This window comes from Calidifontimicrobium sp. SYSU G02091 (genome assembly GCF_022631395.1).
GTDB lineage: Bacteria > Pseudomonadota > Gammaproteobacteria > Burkholderiales > Burkholderiaceae_C > Calidifontimicrobium > Calidifontimicrobium sediminis.
Window position 1 is genome coordinate 43242 of sequence record NZ_JALBGB010000020.1, and the last position, 18716, is coordinate 61957.

General features: G+C 70.8%; 20 protein-coding genes and 1 tRNA gene. 8 read left to right on the plus strand and 13 right to left on the minus strand.

The annotated features are described in order from the left end of the window. The first annotated feature begins 84 nt into the window (after positions 1 to 84). Positions 85 to 951, plus strand: a complete 867-nt coding sequence (galU, locus tag MOJ79_RS12795) for a UTP--glucose-1-phosphate uridylyltransferase GalU (RefSeq protein ID WP_119292945.1) — start codon at positions 85 to 87, stop codon at positions 949 to 951. 13 nt (positions 952 to 964) lie between these two features. On the opposite strand, the gene MOJ79_RS12800 is transcribed toward galU, so the two are convergent. From MOJ79_RS12800 to cysM, 3 genes are read right to left on the minus strand one after another with little or no spacing between them, the layout of a single operon-like run. Then, positions 965 to 1204 carry a sulfurtransferase TusA family protein gene (locus MOJ79_RS12800; RefSeq protein WP_259374472.1) on the minus strand — a complete coding sequence of 80 codons (240 nt, stop codon included), beginning with the start codon at positions 1202 to 1204 and terminating at the stop codon, positions 965 to 967. Positions 1205 to 1239: 35 nt separating this feature from the next. Next, a complete protein-coding gene (locus MOJ79_RS12805) occupies positions 1240 to 1779 on the minus strand; it encodes an NUDIX domain-containing protein (protein WP_241924515.1) in 540 nt (179 codons plus the stop codon). Positions 1780 to 1789: 10 nt separating this feature from the next. Beyond that, positions 1790 to 2695 carry a cysteine synthase CysM gene (gene cysM, locus MOJ79_RS12810; RefSeq protein WP_241924516.1) on the minus strand — a complete coding sequence of 302 codons (906 nt, stop codon included), beginning with the start codon at positions 2693 to 2695 and terminating at the stop codon, positions 1790 to 1792. Between the two features lie 99 nt (positions 2696 to 2794). Here cysM and MOJ79_RS12815 point away from each other — a divergent pair. From MOJ79_RS12815 to MOJ79_RS12825, 3 genes are all read left to right on the plus strand, one after another. Next, a tRNA-Leu gene (locus MOJ79_RS12815) sits at positions 2795 to 2879 on the plus strand. A gap of 50 nt (positions 2880 to 2929) precedes the next feature. Then, positions 2930 to 3538: a rhomboid family intramembrane serine protease gene (locus MOJ79_RS12820; protein WP_119353084.1), complete on the plus strand. Its 609-nt coding sequence runs from the start codon at positions 2930 to 2932 to the stop codon at positions 3536 to 3538. An 82-nt stretch (positions 3539 to 3620) separates the two neighbouring features. Further along, positions 3621 to 4646 carry a S1C family serine protease gene (locus MOJ79_RS12825; protein WP_241924517.1) on the plus strand — a complete coding sequence of 342 codons (1026 nt, stop codon included), beginning with the start codon at positions 3621 to 3623 and terminating at the stop codon, positions 4644 to 4646. Here MOJ79_RS12825 and MOJ79_RS12830 read toward each other — a convergent pair. Beyond that, positions 4624 to 5526 (minus strand): NAD-dependent epimerase/dehydratase family protein, encoded by a 903-nt coding sequence (locus MOJ79_RS12830; RefSeq protein ID WP_241924518.1) that lies wholly within the window; start codon positions 5524 to 5526, stop codon positions 4624 to 4626. The genes MOJ79_RS12825 and MOJ79_RS12830 overlap by 23 nt on opposite strands. 107 nt (positions 5527 to 5633) lie before the next feature. On the opposite strand from MOJ79_RS12830, the gene MOJ79_RS12835 reads away from it, so the two are divergent. Beyond that, entirely contained in the window at positions 5634 to 6674 is a 1041-nt protein-coding gene (locus MOJ79_RS12835) for a CDP-6-deoxy-delta-3,4-glucoseen reductase (RefSeq protein WP_241924519.1), read from the plus strand. An 85-nt stretch (positions 6675 to 6759) separates the two neighbouring features. Here the strand turns inward: MOJ79_RS12835 and MOJ79_RS12840 are convergent, their stop codons facing one another. The 8 genes from MOJ79_RS12840 to MOJ79_RS12875 form a co-directional block, all read right to left on the minus strand. Then, the gene (locus MOJ79_RS12840; protein ID WP_241924520.1) at positions 6760 to 7479 is read right to left on the minus strand and encodes an ABC transporter ATP-binding protein; all 720 of its coding nucleotides are present in this window, start codon (positions 7477 to 7479) and stop codon (positions 6760 to 6762) included. A 13-nt stretch (positions 7480 to 7492) separates the two neighbouring features. Further along, complete coding sequence (locus MOJ79_RS12845; protein WP_119292931.1) at positions 7493 to 8263, minus strand: ABC transporter ATP-binding protein; 771 nt, start codon at positions 8261 to 8263, stop codon at positions 7493 to 7495. 13 nt (positions 8264 to 8276) lie between these two features. Then, on the minus strand, positions 8277 to 9359 hold the full coding sequence (locus MOJ79_RS12850; protein WP_241924521.1) for an ABC transporter permease subunit: 1083 nt from the start codon (positions 9357 to 9359) through the stop codon (positions 8277 to 8279). A gap of 10 nt (positions 9360 to 9369) precedes the next feature. Beyond that, positions 9370 to 10293, minus strand: coding sequence for a branched-chain amino acid ABC transporter permease (locus MOJ79_RS12855; protein WP_241924522.1), 924 nt, complete (start codon positions 10291 to 10293; stop codon positions 9370 to 9372). Between the two features lie 179 nt (positions 10294 to 10472). Then, on the minus strand, positions 10473 to 11753 hold the full coding sequence (locus MOJ79_RS12860; RefSeq protein ID WP_241924535.1) for a replication-associated recombination protein A: 1281 nt from the start codon (positions 11751 to 11753) through the stop codon (positions 10473 to 10475). A gap of 94 nt (positions 11754 to 11847) precedes the next feature. Continuing rightward, positions 11848 to 12471: an outer membrane lipoprotein chaperone LolA gene (gene lolA / locus MOJ79_RS12865; RefSeq protein ID WP_119292923.1), complete on the minus strand. Its 624-nt coding sequence runs from the start codon at positions 12469 to 12471 to the stop codon at positions 11848 to 11850. Continuing rightward, complete coding sequence (locus MOJ79_RS12870; RefSeq protein WP_241924523.1) at positions 12468 to 14825, minus strand: DNA translocase FtsK; 2358 nt, start codon at positions 14823 to 14825, stop codon at positions 12468 to 12470. Before MOJ79_RS12870 ends, lolA begins: the two co-directional genes overlap by 4 nt. A gap of 58 nt (positions 14826 to 14883) precedes the next feature. Further along, positions 14884 to 15552 (minus strand): Crp/Fnr family transcriptional regulator, encoded by a 669-nt coding sequence (locus MOJ79_RS12875; protein ID WP_119353839.1) that lies wholly within the window; start codon positions 15550 to 15552, stop codon positions 14884 to 14886. A 223-nt stretch (positions 15553 to 15775) separates the two neighbouring features. Here MOJ79_RS12875 and trxB point away from each other — a divergent pair, with 223 nt between their 5' ends. The 3 genes from trxB (at position 15776) to rpmG (ending at position 17233) form a co-directional block, all read left to right on the plus strand. Next, positions 15776 to 16735, plus strand: a complete 960-nt coding sequence (gene trxB / locus MOJ79_RS12880) for a thioredoxin-disulfide reductase (protein WP_241924524.1) — start codon at positions 15776 to 15778, stop codon at positions 16733 to 16735. Between the two features lie 71 nt (positions 16736 to 16806). Next, positions 16807 to 17040 (plus strand): 50S ribosomal protein L28, encoded by a 234-nt coding sequence (gene rpmB / locus MOJ79_RS12885; protein WP_119288414.1) that lies wholly within the window; start codon positions 16807 to 16809, stop codon positions 17038 to 17040. A gap of 22 nt (positions 17041 to 17062) precedes the next feature. Next, positions 17063 to 17233: a 50S ribosomal protein L33 gene (rpmG, locus tag MOJ79_RS12890; RefSeq protein WP_119288412.1), complete on the plus strand. Its 171-nt coding sequence runs from the start codon at positions 17063 to 17065 to the stop codon at positions 17231 to 17233. A gap of 200 nt (positions 17234 to 17433) precedes the next feature. Here the strand turns inward: rpmG and MOJ79_RS12895 are convergent, their stop codons facing one another. Then, entirely contained in the window at positions 17434 to 18660 is a 1227-nt protein-coding gene (locus MOJ79_RS12895) for a DesA family fatty acid desaturase (protein ID WP_119288410.1), read from the minus strand. Between the last annotated feature and the right edge of the window lie 56 nt (positions 18661 to 18716).

Genomic DNA, 18716 nt, shown 5'->3' on the forward strand with positions numbered 1-18716 from the left:
GCCGTTCGCGGTCTTGCGTCACGGCGATGTGCGGGGCCTGCGTGCCAGAATGGCTGCAATGTCCTGCCGCACGTGGACCGATCGATGAAAGTCAACAAAGCCATCTTCCCTGTGGCCGGCCTCGGCACCCGCTTCCTGCCCGCGACGAAGGCGCAGCCGAAGGAGATGCTGCCCGTCGTCGACAAGCCCCTGATCCAGTACGCCGTCGAGGAGGCCTACGCCGCGGGCGTGCGCGAGATGATCTTCGTCACCGGCCGGCACAAGCGCCCGATCGAGGATCACTTTGACATGACTTTCGAGCTCGAGGTAGCCCTCGAACAGGCGGGCAAGCAGGAGCTGCTCGACGTCGTGCGCAGCGTCAAGCCCGCCGACATGGAGTGCATCTACGTGCGCCAGGCGCAGGCGCTGGGCCTGGGCCACGCGGTGCTGTGCGGTCGGCGCCTGGTCGGCAACGAGCCGTTCGCGGTGCTGCTCGCCGACGACCTGATGGTCGGCGAGACGCCGGTGCTCAAGCAGATGGTCGAGCAGTTTGCGGAATGGCGCGCGTCGATCATCGCGGTGCAGGAGGTGCCCGCCGAGCACACGCGCCGCTACGGCATCGTCGCCGGCACGCCGGTCGACGACCGGCTGATCGACGTCACGCGCATCGTCGAAAAGCCCGCCCCCGAGGCCGCGCCGTCTCGCCTGGGCGTGGCCGGGCGCTACATCCTCACGCCCGGGGTGTTCCACGAGATCGAGCACCAGCCGCGCGGCGTCGGCGGCGAGATCCAGCTCACCGACGGCATCGCCGGGCTGCTGCGCCGCGAGAAGGTGTTCGCCTACCGCTACGAGGGCCGGCGCTACGACTGCGGCAGCAAGGAAGGCTTTCTCGAAGCGAACGTCGAGCTCGCGCTCAGGCACCCCGAGATCGGGCCGCGCTTCCGCGAGTTCCTGCGCACGCTCGCGCTGTGACGCGCGCCGCGCGTCAGCGGCGGCGGATGTAGTGCACGAACTCCGTCGCGCTGCGCGTCTGCTCGACCAGTTCGTTGCCGGTCTGGCGCGCAAACGCCTGGAAGTCGCGCATCGAGCCGGGGTCGGTGGCGGTCACTTTGAGCACCTCGCCGCTTTGCATCTCGGCCAGCGCCTTCTTGGCCTTGAGGATCGGCAGCGGGCAGTTCAGGCCACGGGTGTCGAGTTCGCGGTGCACCTGGATGTGGGTTTGCATGAGGGACTCCCGAACTGCCGAGGCACCGATTCTATTCAGTCGCGCACCGGCTCGAAGAACTGCGGCTCGAACCCGCGCGAGCGCAGCCAGTCGGCCAGTGCGAGCCCGGTGCCGGCGCGCCAGCAGCGCACTTCGTGCGGCGCGAAGAGGCGCACTTCGGCGAGTTCGGGCGACAGGCGGATCTCGCCGCGCGCGAGCGCGTGGTACGCGACGATGACCTGGTTCATGCGCTGGAAGTCGTAGACGCCGATCAGGCTCAGCGCGTCGACCTGCAGTGCGGTCTCCTCGGCGACCTCGCGCCGGATGCCTTCCTCGGGCGACTCGCCGGCCTCCAGGAAGCCGGTGACGAGGCCGAACATGCGCCCGCTCCACGCGGCGTTGCGCGCCAGCAGCAGACGGCCGTCGCGGTCGGCGCACTCGATGACGGCGGCGAGCACCGGCGTCGGGTTGTTCCAGTGCGTGAAGCCGCACGCCGGACAGCGCAGCCGCGTGCGGCGGCCGGCGTCCTCGTCGGCTTCGATCGCCGCCAGCGGCGTCGCGCAGCGCGGGCAGAAGCGGTACTCGACGGCGCTCACGGCCGCACGCTCAGGCCGGGAACACGCCGGTCGACAGGTAGCGGTCGCCGCGGTCGCAGACGACGAACACGACCGTCGCGCGCTCAAGCTGCTCGGCGATCTTCAGCGCGACCCAGCACGCGCCGGCCGCCGAGATGCCGCAGAACAGGCCTTCCTCGCGCGCCAGGCGCCGCGCCATCGCCTCGGCGTCGGACTGCGTGACGTAGACCAGTTCGTCGACGGCCTTCGGGTCGTAGATCTTCGGCAGGTACTCCTGCGGCCACTTGCGGATGCCCGGAATGCGCGAGCCCTCGCTCGGCTGCGCGCCGACGATGCGCACCGCCGGGTTCTTCTCCTTCAGGAAGCGGCTGACGCCGGTGATCGTGCCGGTGGTGCCCATCGCGCTGACGAAGTGCGTGACGGTGCCCTCGGTGTCTTCCCAGATCTCGGGGCCGGTGGTCTCGTAGTGGATGCGCGGGTTGTCGGGGTTCGCGAACTGGTCGAGCACGCGGCCCTTGCCGTCTTTCTGCATCTGCTCGGCGAGGTCGCGCGCGTATTCCATGCCGCCGCTCTTGGGCGTGAGGATCAGCTCGGCGCCGAAGGCCTTCATCGTCTGCGCGCGCTCGATCGACAGATCCTCCGGCATGATCAGCACCATGCGGTAGCCGCGCATCGCGGCGGCCATCGCCAGCGCGATGCCGGTGTTGCCGCTGGTGGCCTCGATGAGCGTGTCGCCGGGCTTGATCTCGCCGCGCTCCTCGGCACGGCGGATCATGCTGATCGCCGGCCGGTCCTTGACCGAGCCGGCCGGGTTGTTGCCCTCAAGCTTGCCGAGGAACACGTTGCCGCGCCGCGCGTGGTCGGCGCCGGGCACGCGCTGCAGCCGCACCAATGGCGTGCGGCCGATCGCGTCTTCGAGGGTCTTGTAGGTGGGCATCGCGCGCTCTCCAACCGTTTCCCATTCTCGCAGCGCACCGCGGGCCGCGAAGGGGGCATGTGATAATCCACCGACGCGAAGCTGCCTTCGCATCCACCGGCCCGGGTGGCGAAATCGGTAGACGCAGGGGACTCAAAATCCCCCGCCGCAAGGCGTGCCGGTTCGAGTCCGGCCCCGGGCACCACCCCCCGCAACGACCGCCGCGCCGAGCGCCGCCACCGCTCGACACCCGCCATGCCCCCGATCCCACGAGTCACCAAGACGCTGCTCATCGCCTGCGTGGCGATCTTCTTCGCCGGCGCGGTGCTGCCGGCGGTGTTCGGCCCGCTCGAGGCGATGATGGCGCTGTGGCCGCTGCAAAGCGGGCGCTTCATGCCGTGGCAGGTCGTGACCTACGGCTTCCTGCACGGCGATGCCTTCCACCTGTTCTTCAACATGCTCGGCCTGTGGATGTTCGGCAGCGAGATCGAGCGGCTGTGGGGTGAGCGGCGCTACCTGCAGTTCCTGCTCGCGAGCCTGCTGACGGCGGCGCTGACGCAGCTGCTCGTGACGTTCGTGATGGGCTCGCCGTACCCCACCGTCGGGGCATCCGGCGCACTGTACGGGCTGCTGCTCGCGTTCGGCATGCTGTTCCCGAACCGCACGATCATGCCGCTGTTCCCGCCGATCCCGATGAAGGCGCGCACCTTCGTGATCGTGTTCGGCGCCCTCGAGCTGGTGCTCGGCCTGAGCGGACGCAGCGGTATCGCGCACTTCGCGCACCTGGGCGGCATGCTCGGCGGCTTCCTGATGATCCGCTACTGGCGCGGCCAGTCGCCGTTTCGCGGCCGCCGCCGCTGGTAGCCGTAAGCGCGAATAGCCCTGCCGCGCGGTCGGTCGCGCGCGCTGTCGCATCCTTGCACCCGTCGTGTCGCGGAGGTGGGCCATGACGGGCTGGTTGCGTTGCATTCGCCGCACGGGGCTCGTGCTGGTCGCCGCCGCGTGGGCCGCCGTCGCGCAGGCCCAGCCGACTGCCCGCCACGACGAGGACACGGTACGCGCGCTCGAGCGCGCGGCGCGCGCCGTCGTCGGGTTGAGCGCCACCGCGGTCGACGATGCGCGGTCGAACGCAACGCTGGGCCGCCAGCGCGCGGGCTCGGGCGTCGTCATCGACCGCGACGGACTCGTGCTGACGATCGGCTACCTCGTGCTCGAGGCCGAGTCGGTCACGCTCGAGGTCGAGCCCGGGCGCGAGGTGCCGGCGCGCGTCGTTGCCTACGACCTGGCCACCGGCTTCGGCCTCGTGCGCGCGCTGGTGCCGCTGCGCGTCGAGCCGGTGCCGCTGGCGCGCGGCAAGCCCGATGCCGACGCGCCGCTGATGGCGGCCAGCGGCGGCAGCGACGCCGCCGTCGGCGTCGCGCGGCTGATGTCGCAGCGTCCGTTCTCGGGCTATTGGGAATACCACATCGACGACGCGCTGTTCACCGCGCCGCCGCTGCCGCAGCACAGCGGCGCCGGGCTGTTCAACCTGAAGGGCGAGCTGGTGGGCATCGGCTCGCTCGCGCTGGCCGACACGCTGCCGGACGACGACCCGCGCAGCGTGCCGGGCAACCTGTTCGTGCCGGTGACACTGCTCGAGCCGATTCTCGGCGAGCTGCTCGCGCGCGGGTCGTCGGCGGCCAGCCGCCGCGCGTGGCTGGGGCTGAACTGCGCGCAGCAGAGGGACCAGGTGCGCGTCGTGCGCGTCAGCGCCGACAGCCCCGCGGCGGCTGCCGGCGTGCGCCCGGGCGACCGCATCGTGCGCATCGACGGCAACGAGGTGCGCTCGCTCGAAGGGCTGTGGAAGACGCTGTGGGCCGGCGCCCCCGAGCGCGACGTGACGCTCGAGGTGCGCCGTGCCGACGGCATGCACACGCTGACGCTGCGCAGCGTCGACCGCATGTCGACGCTCAGGCGCTCGCGCGGGGTCTGAGCGCGTCGTCGACCGTCGGGTAGCGCAGCCGCACGCGCAGCTCGCGCTTCAGCCGCACGTTGACGAGCCGGCGCGACTCGCCGAGGAAGCTCAGCTGCATCGGCGACAGCCGCGCGCGCGCCTCGTCGCGCGTGATGCGCGGCGGGCGCGGCAGCCCGGCGAGGTCGGCGACGGCGTCGAAGTGCTCGCCCATGCGCCGCTGGCTGTCGTCGCTGACGTGGTAGACGCGCTGCGGCGCGCCCCGGCACAGCGCCGCGACGCAGGCGCGCGCGAGGTCGTCGGCGTGGATGTGGTTCGTGTAGACGTCGTCGGCGTCGACCAGCACCGGCACACCGCGGCGCACGCGCTCGCGCGGGTCGCCGCCGTCGCGGTCGAGCGCGTAGATGCCCGGGATGCGCAGCACGCTGACGACGGCGCCGCTCGCGCGGCCGAACCAGCGCACGCGCGCCTCGGCGTCGACGCGCCGGCGCGCGCGGTCGGTCGCCGGGCGCACGGGCCGCGTCTCGTCGAAGCGCGCGCCGCCGCAGTCGCCGTAGACGCCGGTCGTGCTCGCGTAGACCAGCCGCCGCACGCGCCCGGCGCGCGCGAGCGCGCGCAACAGCCGCGCCGTGCGCGGGTCGGTGTCGCCGGTGGGCGGCGGCGGCGCCAGGTGCAGCACCGCGTCGGCCAGCGCACCGAGCCGCCCGAGCGTGGCGGCGTCGTCGAGGTCGCCCACCAGCGGCACGGCACCGGCCGCGCGCAGCACGGCGCGGCGCGCCGGCGTCGACGTCAGCGCGTAGACGCGCCAGCGCCCGCGCAGCAGGCGCAGCACGCGCAGGCCCACGTCGCCGCAGCCGACGATCAGCAGCGACGGACGACGGGCGGCAGCGGTCGGACTCATGGGCACCAGGGTCGCGGGGCTGCGGGCACAATCCCGTCTCCGCATCCCCGCGGCCGCGCAGTGTACGTGTGCACGCGGCGCCCCCGCCGCAACGGTCCCTCCCCGCCATGACGTTCAAAGTCACGATCCAGCCCGCCGGCGTCAGCTTCGACGTCGCGCGCGACGAACCGATCCTCGCCGCGGCGATCCGCGCCGGCGTCGGCCTGCCGTACGGCTGCCGCGACGGCGCCTGCGGCTCGTGCAAGAGCAAGCTGCTCGAAGGCCGCGTGATCCACGGCGCGCACCAGCTCAAGGCGCTGTCGGTGGCCGAGGAGGAGGCGGGGTACATCCTCACCTGCTGCGCGACACCGACCACCGACTGCGTCGTCGAGGCGCGCAGCGTGCCCGGCGCCGGCGAGTTCCCGGTGCTGAAGATGCCGGCGCGCGTGCAGCGCATCGAGCGCCCCGCGCCCGACGTCGCGATCGTCACGCTGCAGCTGCCGGCCAATGTCGCGTTCAAGTACCACGCGGGCCAGTACCTCGAGTTCATCCTGCGCGACGGCGCGCGGCGCAGCTACAGCATGGCCAACGCGCCGCACACGCTGCAGCAGAGCCCCACCGTCGAGCTGCACATCCGCCACATGCCCGGCGGCAAGTTCACCGACCACGTGTTCGGCGCGATGAAGGAAAAGGAGATCCTGCGCGTCGAAGGCCCGTTCGGCAGCTTCTTCCTGCGCGAAGACAGCGCCAAGCCAATCGTGCTGCTGGCCAGCGGCACCGGCTTCGCGCCGATCAAGGCCATTGTCGAGCACATGAAGATGAAGGGCATCGACCGCCCGGCGGTGCTGTACTGGGGCTGCCGCACGCGCACCGACCTGTACCTGCACGAGTGGGCGCTGCAAGCCGCGGCCGAGATGCCGAACCTGACCTACGTGCCGGTGCTGTCGGAGCCGCGCGCCGACGACGGCTGGACGGGGCGCACCGGCTTCGTGCACCACGCCGTGATGGCCGACCTGCCCGACCTGTCGCAACACCAGGTCTATGCCTGCGGCGCGCCGGTGATGGTCGACGCCGCGCGGCGCGACTTCGTCGAGCGCTGCGGCCTGCCGGCCGACGAGTTCTACGCCGACAGCTTCACGTCGGAAGCGGACAAGCATCCGGCCGCGTAGCGGCCGGATGCTTGCGGCGGACACTCATGTCGGCGCAGCCGACGTGAGTGGAAGCCACAAGCCGGTCCACGGCCGGCGGCGCCCCTCACTCGCCCAGGTACGCGGCCCTTACCTTCGGGTCGTTCAACAGCGCCTTGGCCTCGCCGTCCATCGTGATCTGGCCCGAGTCCATCACGTAGCCGCGGTTGGCCAGCCCGAGCGCGCGTGCGGCGTTCTGCTCGACGAGCAGGATCGTCGTGCCGCGCTTGTGGATGTCGTCGACGACCTCGAAGATCTTGTCGACCATGATCGGGCTCAGCCCCATCGAAGGTTCGTCGAGCAGCAGCACCTTGGGCCGCGCCATCAGCGCACGCCCCATCGCCAGCATCTGCTGCTCGCCGCCCGACATCGTGCCGGCGAGCTGGTGGCGCCGTTCCTTCAGGCGCGGGAACAGCGTGAACACCTTGTCGATGTCGGCGTCGATCTCATCGTCGCTGCGCACGAAGGCGCCCATCTGCAGGTTCTCGGTGATCGTCATGCGCGTGAAGGTGCCGCGCCCTTCCGGCACCATCACCAGGCCCTGCTTGACCAGGTCCCACGCGCCCTGGCCCTTGATGCTGCGGCCGAGGTATTCGATGTCGCCATCGGCCACCGGCTGCGTGCCGGTGATGGCCTTCAGCGTCGTCGTCTTGCCGGCGCCGTTGGCGCCGATCAGGCTCACCAGCTCGCCCTGCCGCACCTCGAAGCTGATGCCCTTGACGGCCTGGATGCCGCCGTAGGCCACTTTCAGGCCGCTGACCTTCAACAGGATCGGGTTCGTCGTCATGCGGTCGCGCCCCTCAGTGGTGGCTGGCGCCGAGGTAGGCCTCGATCACCTTCGGGTCCTTCTGCACTTCGGCCGGCGTGCCCTCGGCGATCTGCTTGCCGTAGTCGAGCACCGTGACGCGGTCGCACAGCCCCATCACGAGCTTGACGTCGTGCTCGATCAGCAGGATCGTGCGCCCGTCGTTGCGAATGCGGTCGATCAGCTCGCGCAGCACGACCTTCTCGGTTGCGTTCATGCCGGCCGCGGGCTCGTCGAGCGCGATCAGCTTCGGGTCGGTCGCGAGCGCGCGCGCGATCTCGAGGCGCCGCTGGTCGCCGTAGCTCAGCGTGCGCGCGCGGTAGTCGGCGTAGCGGCCGATGCCGACGTAGTCGAGCAGCTCCTGCGCACGCTGCGCGATCGCCGCTTCCTCGGCCTTGAACGCCGCGGTGCGGAAGATCGCGCCGACCAGCCCCGAGCCGGTGCGCACGTGGCGGCCGACCATCACGTTCTCGAGCGCGGTCATCTCGGGAAACAGGCGGATGTTCTGGAACGTGCGCGCGATGCCCGCCTTGGCGACCTCGTGCACCGCCGCCGGCTTGTACGGCGCGCCGCCGAGCTCGAACGTGCCCGAGTCGGGGATGTACAGCCCGGTGATGACGTTGAAGAACGTCGTCTTGCCCGCGCCGTTGGGGCCGATCAGGCCGTAGACCTGGCCCTCCTCGATCGTGATGCCGACGTCCGACAGCGCCTGCAGCCCGCCGAAGCGCTTGCTGACGCCCTGCACCTTGAGAACGGTGGCTGCCATCGCCTGCCTCCCGTCAGCGCACCGGCGCCGGCGCGGCCTTGCCGTGTTCGGGCGAGGGCCACAGCCCGCGCGGGCGCAGCAGCATGATCGAGATCATCGCCAGCGCCACCAGCAGCTGGCGCAGGATCGCCGCGTCGAGGCGCCCGCCGGTGAGCTCCTGCAGCGGGCCGGCGACGTAGCGCAGCACCTCGGGCAGCGCGGCCAGCAGCAGCGCGCCCAGGATCACGCCCGGCAGGTGGCCGATGCCGCCGAGCACGACCATCGCGACGATCATGATCGACTCCATCAGGCTGAACGACTCGGGCGAGACGAAGCCCTGGAACGCCGCGAACATCGCGCCCGAGACGCCGCCGAACGTCGCGCCCATCGCGAACGCGAGCAGCTTCATGTTGCGCGTGTTGATGCCCATCGCCTTGGCGGCGATCTCGTCCTCGCGGATCGCCATCCACGCGCGGCCGATGCGCGAGCGCTCGAGGCGGTAGCAGATGACGACGCTGAAGACGACGAGCACGAGGAACAGCCAGTAGTACAGCGTCACCGACGGAATGCGGAAGTCGCCGATGTCCAGCGGCCGCCCGAAGCTGAACCCGAAGATCGTCATCGGGTCGATGCGGTCGAGCCCGCGCGGGCCGTTGGTGATGTTGACCGGGTGCTCGAGGTTGTTCATGAACACGCGGATGATCTCGCCGAAGCCGAGCGTCACGATGGCCAGGTAGTCCCCGCGCAGCTTGAGCACCGGCATGCCGAGCAGGATGCCGGCAATCGCCGCGAGGAACGCCGCCAGCGGCACGACGACCCAGATCGGCGTGTGCAGCCCATTCGGGAACGCGGCGGCGATCCACTCGAAAGTCTCGAACAGGTGCGGGCTGGCCATCAGCGCGAACATGTACGCGCCGACGGCGTAGAAGGCCACGTACCCGAGGTCGAGCAGGCCGGCGTAGCCGACGACGATGTTCAGCCCCAGCGCGAGCATCACGTACAGCAGCGCGATGGCCATGATGCGCACCCAGCCCTGACCGAACTGCTGCGCGACCAGCGGCAGCGCGATCAGCGCGAGCGCGGCGATCAGGAAGACGACGAGTTTCTGGCTCTTCACGGTCGCCTCCTCAAGCCCGGTCGGCCACGCGCTCGCCGAGCAGGCCCTGCGGGCGCAGCGTGAGCACGAGGATCAGCGCGACGAACGCGAAGATGTCGGCGTAGTGGCTGCCCAGCACGCCGCCGGTGAGCTGGCCAAGGTAGCCCGCGCCGATCGCCTCGACCAGCCCGAGCACGAGCGCGCCGACCACCGCGCCGGCCAGGTTGCCGATGCCGCCGAGCACCGCGGCGCAAAACGCCTTGAGTCCGGGCAGGAAGCCCATCGAGTGCTGCACCGTGCCGTAGTTGGCGGCCCACATCACGCCGGCCACCGCCGCGAGCGACGCGCCGATGATGAAGGTCGCCGAAATCACCATGTCGGGCTTGACGCCCATCAGCGCGGCCACGCGCGGGTTCTCGGCAGTGGCGCGCATCGCGCGCCCGAGCTTGGTCTTGTTGACGATGAACATCAGCGCCGTCAGCACGACGGCGGTGGTCACCAGGATCAGCACCTGCGTCACGCTGATCACCGGCCCGCCGAGGTGGATCGGGTCGGTCGGCAGCAGCAGCGGGTACGGCTTGGGGTTGGGCTTCCAGATGATCATCGCCAGCGTCTGCAGCAGCAGGCTCATGCCCATCGCGGTGATCAGCGGCGCCAGCCGTGGCGCGCTGCGCAGCGGCCGGTAGGCCACCTTCTCGATCGTGAAGTTCAGCGTCGCGCAGATCACGATCGCGCACGCCAGCGAGATCAGCATCACCAGCCAGCCCGGCAGGCCGCTGGCGGCCAGCAGCGTCACGACGGTCCAGCTGGTGAGCGCGCCCACCATCAGCACGTCGCCGTGCGCGAAGTTGATCAGGCCGATGATGCCGTAGACCATCGTGTAGCCCAGTGCGACGAGCGCGTACATGCTGCCCAGCACCAGACCGTTGATGATCTGCTGAAACAAGATCTCCATCGAGGGTCTCCCGTGTGTGCCCGCCCACGGCACGCGCGCCCCCGCGGGACCCGTGCCGTCTGCCTGTGGATGCAGGCCCGTTCCCGGCCGCGTCACGCGCCAACGGGATCACCGGGCGCCGCCGGGTCGGCAGGGCGGCGCGGATTGTAGGCGCGCCCAAGGGCGCCCCATGGCGGGGCTTACCCCTGCGACCCGGTGGGGGCGTCCGTGGCACGGGCGGCGGCGGCGCGCGCGTTGGCCGCACGCAGCTCGGCCAGCCGCTCGCCGATGCGCAGCTCGAGGCCGCGCGGCACCGGCTCGTAGAACGTCACGTCGGGCAGGTCGTCGGGCAGGTAGCGTTCGCCGGCGGCGAAGCCGCCCGCCTCGTCGTGCGCATAGCGGTAGCCGCGCCCGTAGTCGAGATCCTTCATCAGCGCGGTGGGTGCGTTGCGCAGCCGCAGCGGCACCGGCCGCGTGCCGTCGCGCTTGACGAACGCGCGCGCATCGTTCCACGCGCGGTAGACGGCGTTGGACTTCGGCGCCACCGCGAGGTAGACCACCGCCTGCGCGAGCGCGAGTTCGCCCTCGGGCGAGCCCAGGCGCTCGTAGACCTCGGCCGCGTCGAGCGCCAGCCGCAGCGCGCGCGGGTCCGCCAGACCGATGTCCTCGCTGGCCATGCGCAGCACGCGGCGCGCGACGTAGCGCGGGTCGACGCCGCCGTCGAGCATGCGCACGAGCCAGTACAGCGCGGCGTCGGGGTCGGAGCCGCGCACCGCCTTGTGCAGCGCCGAGATCGTGTCGTAGAACTGCTCGCCCCCCTTGTCGTAGCGGCGCAGCATCTCGCCGAGCGCCGTCTCGAGCGCCGCCTCGTCGAGCACGTCGGCGGCGCCGGCCGAGCGCACGAGGTTCTCGTAGGCGTTGAGCAGCCGGCGCGCGTCGCCGTCCGCGTAGGCGACGAGGCGCTCGCGCGCCGCGGCGGTCAGCGGCGGCGCGCCGAGGACGGCGCGCGCGCGCTCGAGCAGCCGCGCGAGTTCGGCCGGCGCGAGCGGCTGCAGCACGTGCACCGTCGCGCGCGACAGCAGCGCCGAGTTGACCTCGAACGACGGGTTCTCGGTGGTCGCACCGACGAAGGTGAACAGCCCCGACTCGACGTGCGGCAGGAACGCGTCCTGCTGCGCCTTGTTGAAGCGGTGCACCTCGTCGACGAAGACGATGCTGCGCCGGCCGGCCGCGCGCGCGGCCTGCGCGCGCTCGACGGCGTCGCGAATGTCCTTGACGCCGCCGAGCACCGCCGAGATGACGATGAACTCGGCACCGGCGATCTGCGCGAGCAGCCGCGCCAGCGTCGTCTTGCCCACACCCGGCGGGCCCCACAGGATCATCGAGTGCGGCTGCCCGCGCTCGAACGCGACGCGCAGCGGCTTGCCGGGGCCGAGCAGGTGCGCCTGCCCGATGACCTCGTCGAGCGTGCGCGGGCGCATGCGCTCGGCCAGCGGCGCGTCGGCCGCCGCCGGCGCCGGCGCCGGGTCGGCGTCGTCGAACAGCGAGGGATTGGGCGCGTTCACGCGCGAGGGCTCACGGCCGCAGCACCGCGACGCCCGCCGGCGGCGCGAAACGGAACGTCTCGGGCGGCAGCGCGACGCCCTGCTCGACGTCGCTGAAGCGCAGCACCGAGGTCTGGCCGAAGCCGTCGACGATCTCGACCGCGGCCAGCTGCCGGCCCGCGAAGCCCACGCGCAGCACCTCGAAGCTGCTGCCCTCGGGCCGCTTGGGCCGCGCCTGCACCCACTCGAGGCCGTCGCGCGCCGGCAACGCGACGAGGTCGAAGTCGCGCTCGATCGCGCTGCCGGTCAGCAGCGCGGCTGGCGTCGCGCCGAGCGCCTGCGCCATCGGGCGCACGCTGGCTTGCTGCAGGTCGGGGTCGTAGATCCACACCTGCTGGCCGTCGCCGACGATCAGCTGCTCGAACGGCTTGGTGTAGGCGAAGCGGAAGCGGTCGGGGCGCGCGAACTCGAAGCGCCCGCTCGACGTGCGCGTGCGCTTGCCGTCGGGCGACGTGACGGTCTGCGTGAACGCGGCGCGGCCGCTCTTGACCTCGCGCACGAACTCGCGCAGCGTGTCGACCGCGTCGGCCCGCGCGAGCGCGGGCAGCAGCGCGACGGCCACGATCAGCGCACGCCGGTGCAGCGCGGGTCTCATTCGTCGCGCCGCGGCACGAGGATCTCGCGGTTGCCGTTGGTGGCCATCGGCGATACGAGTCCGGCCTGCTCCATTTGTTCCAGCAGCCGCGCCGCGCGGTTGTAGCCGATGCGCAGGTGGCGCTGCACGAGCGAGATCGACGCGCGCTTGTGCTGCAGCACGATCGCCACCGCCTGGTCGTACAGCGGGTCGCTCTCGCCGCCACCGCCAGCACCCGCCTCGCCACCGGCCGCGCCGCCGTCGCCGTCGAGCGTGCCGCCCTCGAGCAGGCCCTCGATGTAGTTCGGCTCGCCCTGCGCCTTCAGGTACTCGACGACACGGTGCACCTCGTCGTCGCTGACGAAGGCACCGTGCACGCGCACCGGCAGCCCGGTGCCGCTGGCCAGGTACAGCATGTCGCCCTGGCCGAGCAGCGCCTCGGCGCCCATCTGGTCGAGGATCGTGCGGCTGTCGATCTTGCTCGCGACCTGGAACGCGATGCGCGTCGGGATGTTGGCCTTGATCAGCCCGGTGATGACGTCGACGCTCGGGCGCTGCGTCGCGAGGATCAGGTGGATGCCCGACGCGCGCGCCTTCTGCGCCAGCCGCGCGATCAGCTCCTCGATCTTCTTGCCGACGACCATCATCAGGTCGGCCAGCTCGTCGATCACGACGACGATGTGCGGCAGGCGGTCCAGCGGCTCGGGCTGCTCGGGCGTCAGGCTGAACGGGTTGCCGATGGGCTCGCCGCGCTCGGCGGCGTCGGCGATCTTGCGGTTGTAGCCGGCGAGGTTGCGCACGCCGAGCTTGCTCATCAGCTTGTAGCGCCGCTCCATCTCGGCCACGCACCAGTTCAGCGCGTTGGCCGCCTGCTTCATGTCGGTGACGACCGGGCACAGCAGGTGCGGGATGCCCTCGTAGACGCTGAGCTCCAGCATCTTCGGGTCGATCAGGATCAGGCGCACGTCGCGCGCCTCGGCCTTGTACAGCAGGCTCAGGATCATCGCGTTGATGCCCACCGACTTGCCCGAGCCGGTGGTGCCGGCCACCAGGCAGTGCGGCATCTTGGCCAGGTCGGCCACGACCGGCGCGCCGACGATGTCCTTGCCCAGCCCGAGCGTCAGTTGCGACGCGGCGTCGTTGTAGGCCTGCGAGCCGAGGATCTCGGCCAGCCGGATCGTCTGCCGCTTGGCGTTGGGCAGCTCGAGGGCCATCGTCGTCTTGCCGGGGATCGTCTCGACGACGCGGATGCTGACCAGGCTCAGCGAGCGCGCCAGGTCCTTCGCGAGGTTGACGACCTGCGCGCCCTTGACGCCGGTGGCCGGCTCGATCTCGTAGCGCGTGATCACCGGCCCGGGCGCGGCGGCGACGACGCGCACCTCGACACCGAAGTCCTTGAGCTTCTTCTCGATCAGCCGGCTCGTCATCTCGAGCGACTCCGGCGTGACCGACTCCTGCCGCGGCGGCGCGGCGTCGAGCAGGTCGACCTGCGGCAGCTTGGTGTCGGCCAGCTCGGTGAACAGCGGCTGCTGGCGCTCCTTGGCCACGCGCTCCGACTTCGGCACCGAGACGACGGGCGGCTCGATCACGATGGGCTCGTGCTCGGCGATGTGCTCGCGCTCGGTCTCGACGACCTGCTCGCGCTCGCGCAGCGCCGCCTCGCCCAGGCGCAGGTCCTCGGCACGCTGGCGCCGCTCCTCGCGACGCTCGCGCAGGTTCACGATCCACGCGCCCAGCGCATCGGCCCAGCGCAGCCACGAGAAGCGCAGCGCCAGCGCGCTGCCGAGCACGAGCGCGGCGATCCACGTGACGCCCGAGCCGACGAAGCCCAGCCACGTCATGCTCAGCGGCCCGAGCGTCGCGCCGACGACGCCGCCGGCGTGGCCCGGCAGCGTCGACTCCCAGTGGTACAGGCGCGTCCACTCGAGCGCGCAGCTGGCGGCCATCAGCATCGCGGTGCCGGTCCAGACCCAGCGCGCCGACGTCCACGGCGCCGCGGGCGGCTCGGTGCCGTCGCTGCGGCGCAGCGCACGCGCGAGCGCGCCGAGCCAGGCGCGCAGCGCGACCAGCGGCAGCCACCACACCGACCACCCGAAGGCGAACAGTGCGACGTCGGACAGGTAGGCGCCGACCCGCCCGACGGCATTGCGCACCGGCGCACCGTCGCCCGAAGTCGTGAAGGCCGCATCGCCCGGGTGGTGCGTCGCCAGCGCGAGCACGCCGAGCAGCCACACCAGTGCGGCCAGCGACAGCACGACGCGACGCGGCCAGCGCAGGCCCGCCTCCGACTCGGCGGCCGCGGCCGCCTGCGTGCCCTTGCGCGCGGGCGACACGCCGGCCGCCTCGCTGCGCAGCGATCCCAACGGAAACGTCATGGCCACGATTGTGGCCCGATTCGCGAGCCCAGCCGCCCGCGCCACCGGGTGGCGCGGCTCAGTCGCGCTGCAGCCGGTCCTTCAGGACGACCCAGCCGTTGTCCTGCGTCTCGATGTGGCCGCGCTCCTCGAGGTCCTTCATCACGCGGCTGACCATCTCGCGCGACGCACCGACGACTTTGGCCAGATCCTGGCGCGAGACCTTGCTGCGGATGATCTTGACGCCCTTGTCGTCTTCGGCCATGTCGAGCAGCGCCCGCGCCACGCGGCCGTAGACGTCGAGCAGCGCGAGCGACTCGATCTGCCGGTCGGCGGCGCGCAGCCGTGCGACCAGGCCGCGCAGGATCGCGTAGGCCAGGCTCGTCGGCTCGGGCAGGCAGCGCGCGAACTCGCTGCGCCCGAGCACGAGCATGTCGGTCTGCACCTCGGCGCGCACGGTGGCCGAGTGCGGCTCGCCGTCGATCAGGCTCATCTCGCCGACGTAGTCGCCGGCCTGCAGCACCGCGAGGATCACCTCGCGCCCGCGCGAGTCCGACGTCAGCACGCGCGCGCGGCCGTTGAGCAGGATGAACAGCGCGTTGCTCTTGCGTCCCTGCTCGACGACGATCTCGCCGCGGCGGAAGCGCCGCTTGACGACGCTGTCGGCGATGACCTGCGCCTGGTCGGCGGTCAGCATCGAGAACAGCGGCACGCGGCGGATCAAGTCCAGGTTGGACAACATCGACATCGGCTGGCCCTTTCGTTGTGGTGTCGTGGTGCCGATCGCGGCCGCGGGTCGTCCCACCACCCCGCTATCGAATCGCCGCAAACGCCTAGAATTTCACTATTGTGCCGATCAAGTGGCTGGTCGGCACGCGGAAGTGGCGCCGGCTATGCTGCGCCGTGGGGCCGACGCGACGCCTCGCACTCGGCCGCCGCCCTCCCCTGCCCATCGCCTGCGAGCTCCTCCGATGAACACGCCTTCGACCCACGCCCGGGTGCTGATCCTGGGCTCCGGCCCTGCCGGATACACCGCGGCGATCTACGCCGCGCGCGCCAACCTGAAGCCGGTGCTGATCACCGGGATGGCGCAGGGCGGCCAGCTGATGACGACGACCGAGGTCGACAACTGGCCCGCCGACGTGATGGGCGTGCAGGGGCCCGAGCTGATGCAGCGCTTCCAGCAGCACGCCGAGCGCTTCGACACGAAGATCGTGTTCGACCACGTCAACGAGGTCGACCTGTCGCAGCGGCCGTTCCGCCTCAAGGGCGACGCCGGCAGCTACACCTGCGACGCGCTGATCGTCGCCACGGGGGCGAGCGCGAAGTACCTCGGGCTGCCGAGCGAACAGGCGTTCATGGGCCGCGGCGTCAGCGGCTGCGCGACCTGCGACGGCTTCTTCTACCGCGGCGAGGAGGTGTGCGTCGTCGGTGGCGGCAACACCGCCGTCGAAGAGGCGCTGTACTTGTCGAACATCGCGACCAAGGTGCACCTGATCCACCGGCGCGACAAGTTCCGCGCCGAGCCGATCATGGTCGACAAGGTGATGGACAAGGTCGCCGCCGGCAAGATCGAGCTGCACCTGTGGCACACGCTCGACGAAGTCCTCGGCGACGCCAGCGGCGTCACCGGCGTGCGGCTGAAGAACGCGCTGGACGGCAGCACCAAGCAGCTGGCGCTGAAAGGCTGCTTCATCGCGATCGGCCACCAGCCGAACACCGACATCTTCAAGGGCCAGCTCGAGATGAAGGACGGCTACATCGTCACCCGCTCCGGTCTGGAGGGGATGGCGACGATGACCAGCGTGCCCGGCGTGTTCGCCGCCGGCGACGTGCAGGACCACGTCTACCGCCAGGCGATCACGAGCGCCGGCACCGGCTGCATGGCCGCGCTGGACGCGCAGCGTTTTCTCGAGCAGCAGCAGGGTTGAGCGAGGCGCTCGCAACGGCCGCGTCACCGGCTATAATCTGCGGCTTTGCTGAAATCCTCCGGAGAAGCGTCATGGCACGCGTCTGTCAAGTCACGGGCAAGCGCCCGATGGTCGGGAACCACGTATCCCACGCCAACAACAAGACGAAGCGCCGGTTCCTGCCCAACCTGCAGTACCGCCGCTTCTGGCTCGAGAGCGAGAACCGCTGGGTGCGACTGCGCGTGAGCAACGCCGCGCTGCGACTGATCGACAAGGTCGGTATCGACCAGGTCGTCGCCGACCTGCGCGCCAAGGGCGAGCTCTGAACCCCTGACCCAGGAGAGCGAGATGGCCACCAAAGGCGGACGCGACAAGATCAAGCTGGAATCGACGGCCGGCACCGGGCACTTCTACACGACGAGCAAGAACAAGAAGACGACGCCCGAAAAGCTCGAATTCATGAAGTTCGACCCGAAGGCACGCAAGCACGTGCTGTACAAGGAAACGAAGCTGAAGTGAACCGGCTGCGGCGGTCGCGCCGCCTCGCGGCGTGATCCCGAGGTCCCCCAGGCCCGCGATGCGGGCCTTTCGTTTTTCTCCGGGTGGGGGCGCCCGCGTTCGACCCGTGCGCGGTCGGCCGGCACCGGCTCGCCGTCAAAACGACGAGGCCCGCGTACCGCGGGCCTCGTCATCGGCAGCCGGATAGCCCCGAGGGGCCGTCAGGCCGGCGTCGCCGCGCGCAGCTTGAGCGAGAATTCCTGCAGCGCCTTGATGCCGCTGCTCTCGGCCTTCTTGCACCAGGCCTGCAAATCGGCGACGAGCTGCTCGGCCGACACGTTGCGGCGCGTCCACAACGCGCGCAATTCCTCGCGCATCGCCACCAGCTTGGCCAGCGACGGGCTTGAGCGCACCGCCTCGTCGATCTGCGGTTTGACCACCGGCGGGATCTTGTCGTCATCGCGGTGCAGCCAGCGCTTGGCCAGTCGCAGCTCCTTCCAGCGCGCGCTATTCTCGGCGCCCTGCGCCTTCAGCCGGTCGATCTCGGCCGCGACCGCACGCTTCAGTTCGGCGCCGTAGCGCGCCATCACCTCGTAGCGGTTGGCGATGATCGCTTCGAGCGTCTTGCCGTCGGCCACCGGCTTGATCGGACCCAGCGCGAGCTTCGGCGGCGTCTTGCGCACCTTGGCCAGTCCGAGCATCTCGAGCGCGCGGATGTAGCCCCAGCCGATGTCGAATTCGAACGGCTTGACCGACAGCTTCGCCGAGGTCGGGTACGTGTGGTGGTTGTTGTGCAGTTCCTCGCCGCCGATCAGGATGCCCCACGGCGAGATGTTCGTCGAGGCGTCGGGCGCCTCGAAGTTGCGGTAGCCCCACCAGTGCCCCAGGCCATTGATGATGCCGGCCGCCGTGATCGGGATCCACAGCATCTGCACGGCCCACACCGTCGCGCCGATGGCACCGAACAGCAGCAGGTCGAGGATCAGCAGCAGCCCCACGCCCTGCCACGTGTAGCGGGAATAGACGTGGCGCTCCAGCCAGTCGTCGGGCGTCTGGTGGCCGTACTTGGCGAGCGTCTCCTGCACCTTGGCCTCGGCGCGGTACAGCTCGGCGCCTTGCAGCAGCACCGTCTTGATGCCGCGCGTCTGCGGGCTGTGCGGGTCCTCGGGCGTTTCGCACTTGGCGTGGTGCTTGCGGTGGATCGCGACCCACTCCTTCGTCACCATGCCGGTGGTCAGCCACAGCCAGAAGCGGAAGAAGTGCGACGGGATCGGGTGCAGGTCGAGGGCGCGGTGCGCCTGCGAGCGATGCAGGAAGATCGTCACCGAAGCAATCGTGATGTGCGTCGTCACGAGCGTGAAAGCGACGATGTGCCACCACGACGCGTCGAGCAGGCCGTGTGCCAGCCAGTCCACCAGCGAGCTCCACAGCAGGGACAGTTCGTTCATTCAGGATTCCAGAAGTCCAACCCACGACATGGGGTCAGCCGACGATCATTCTAGGG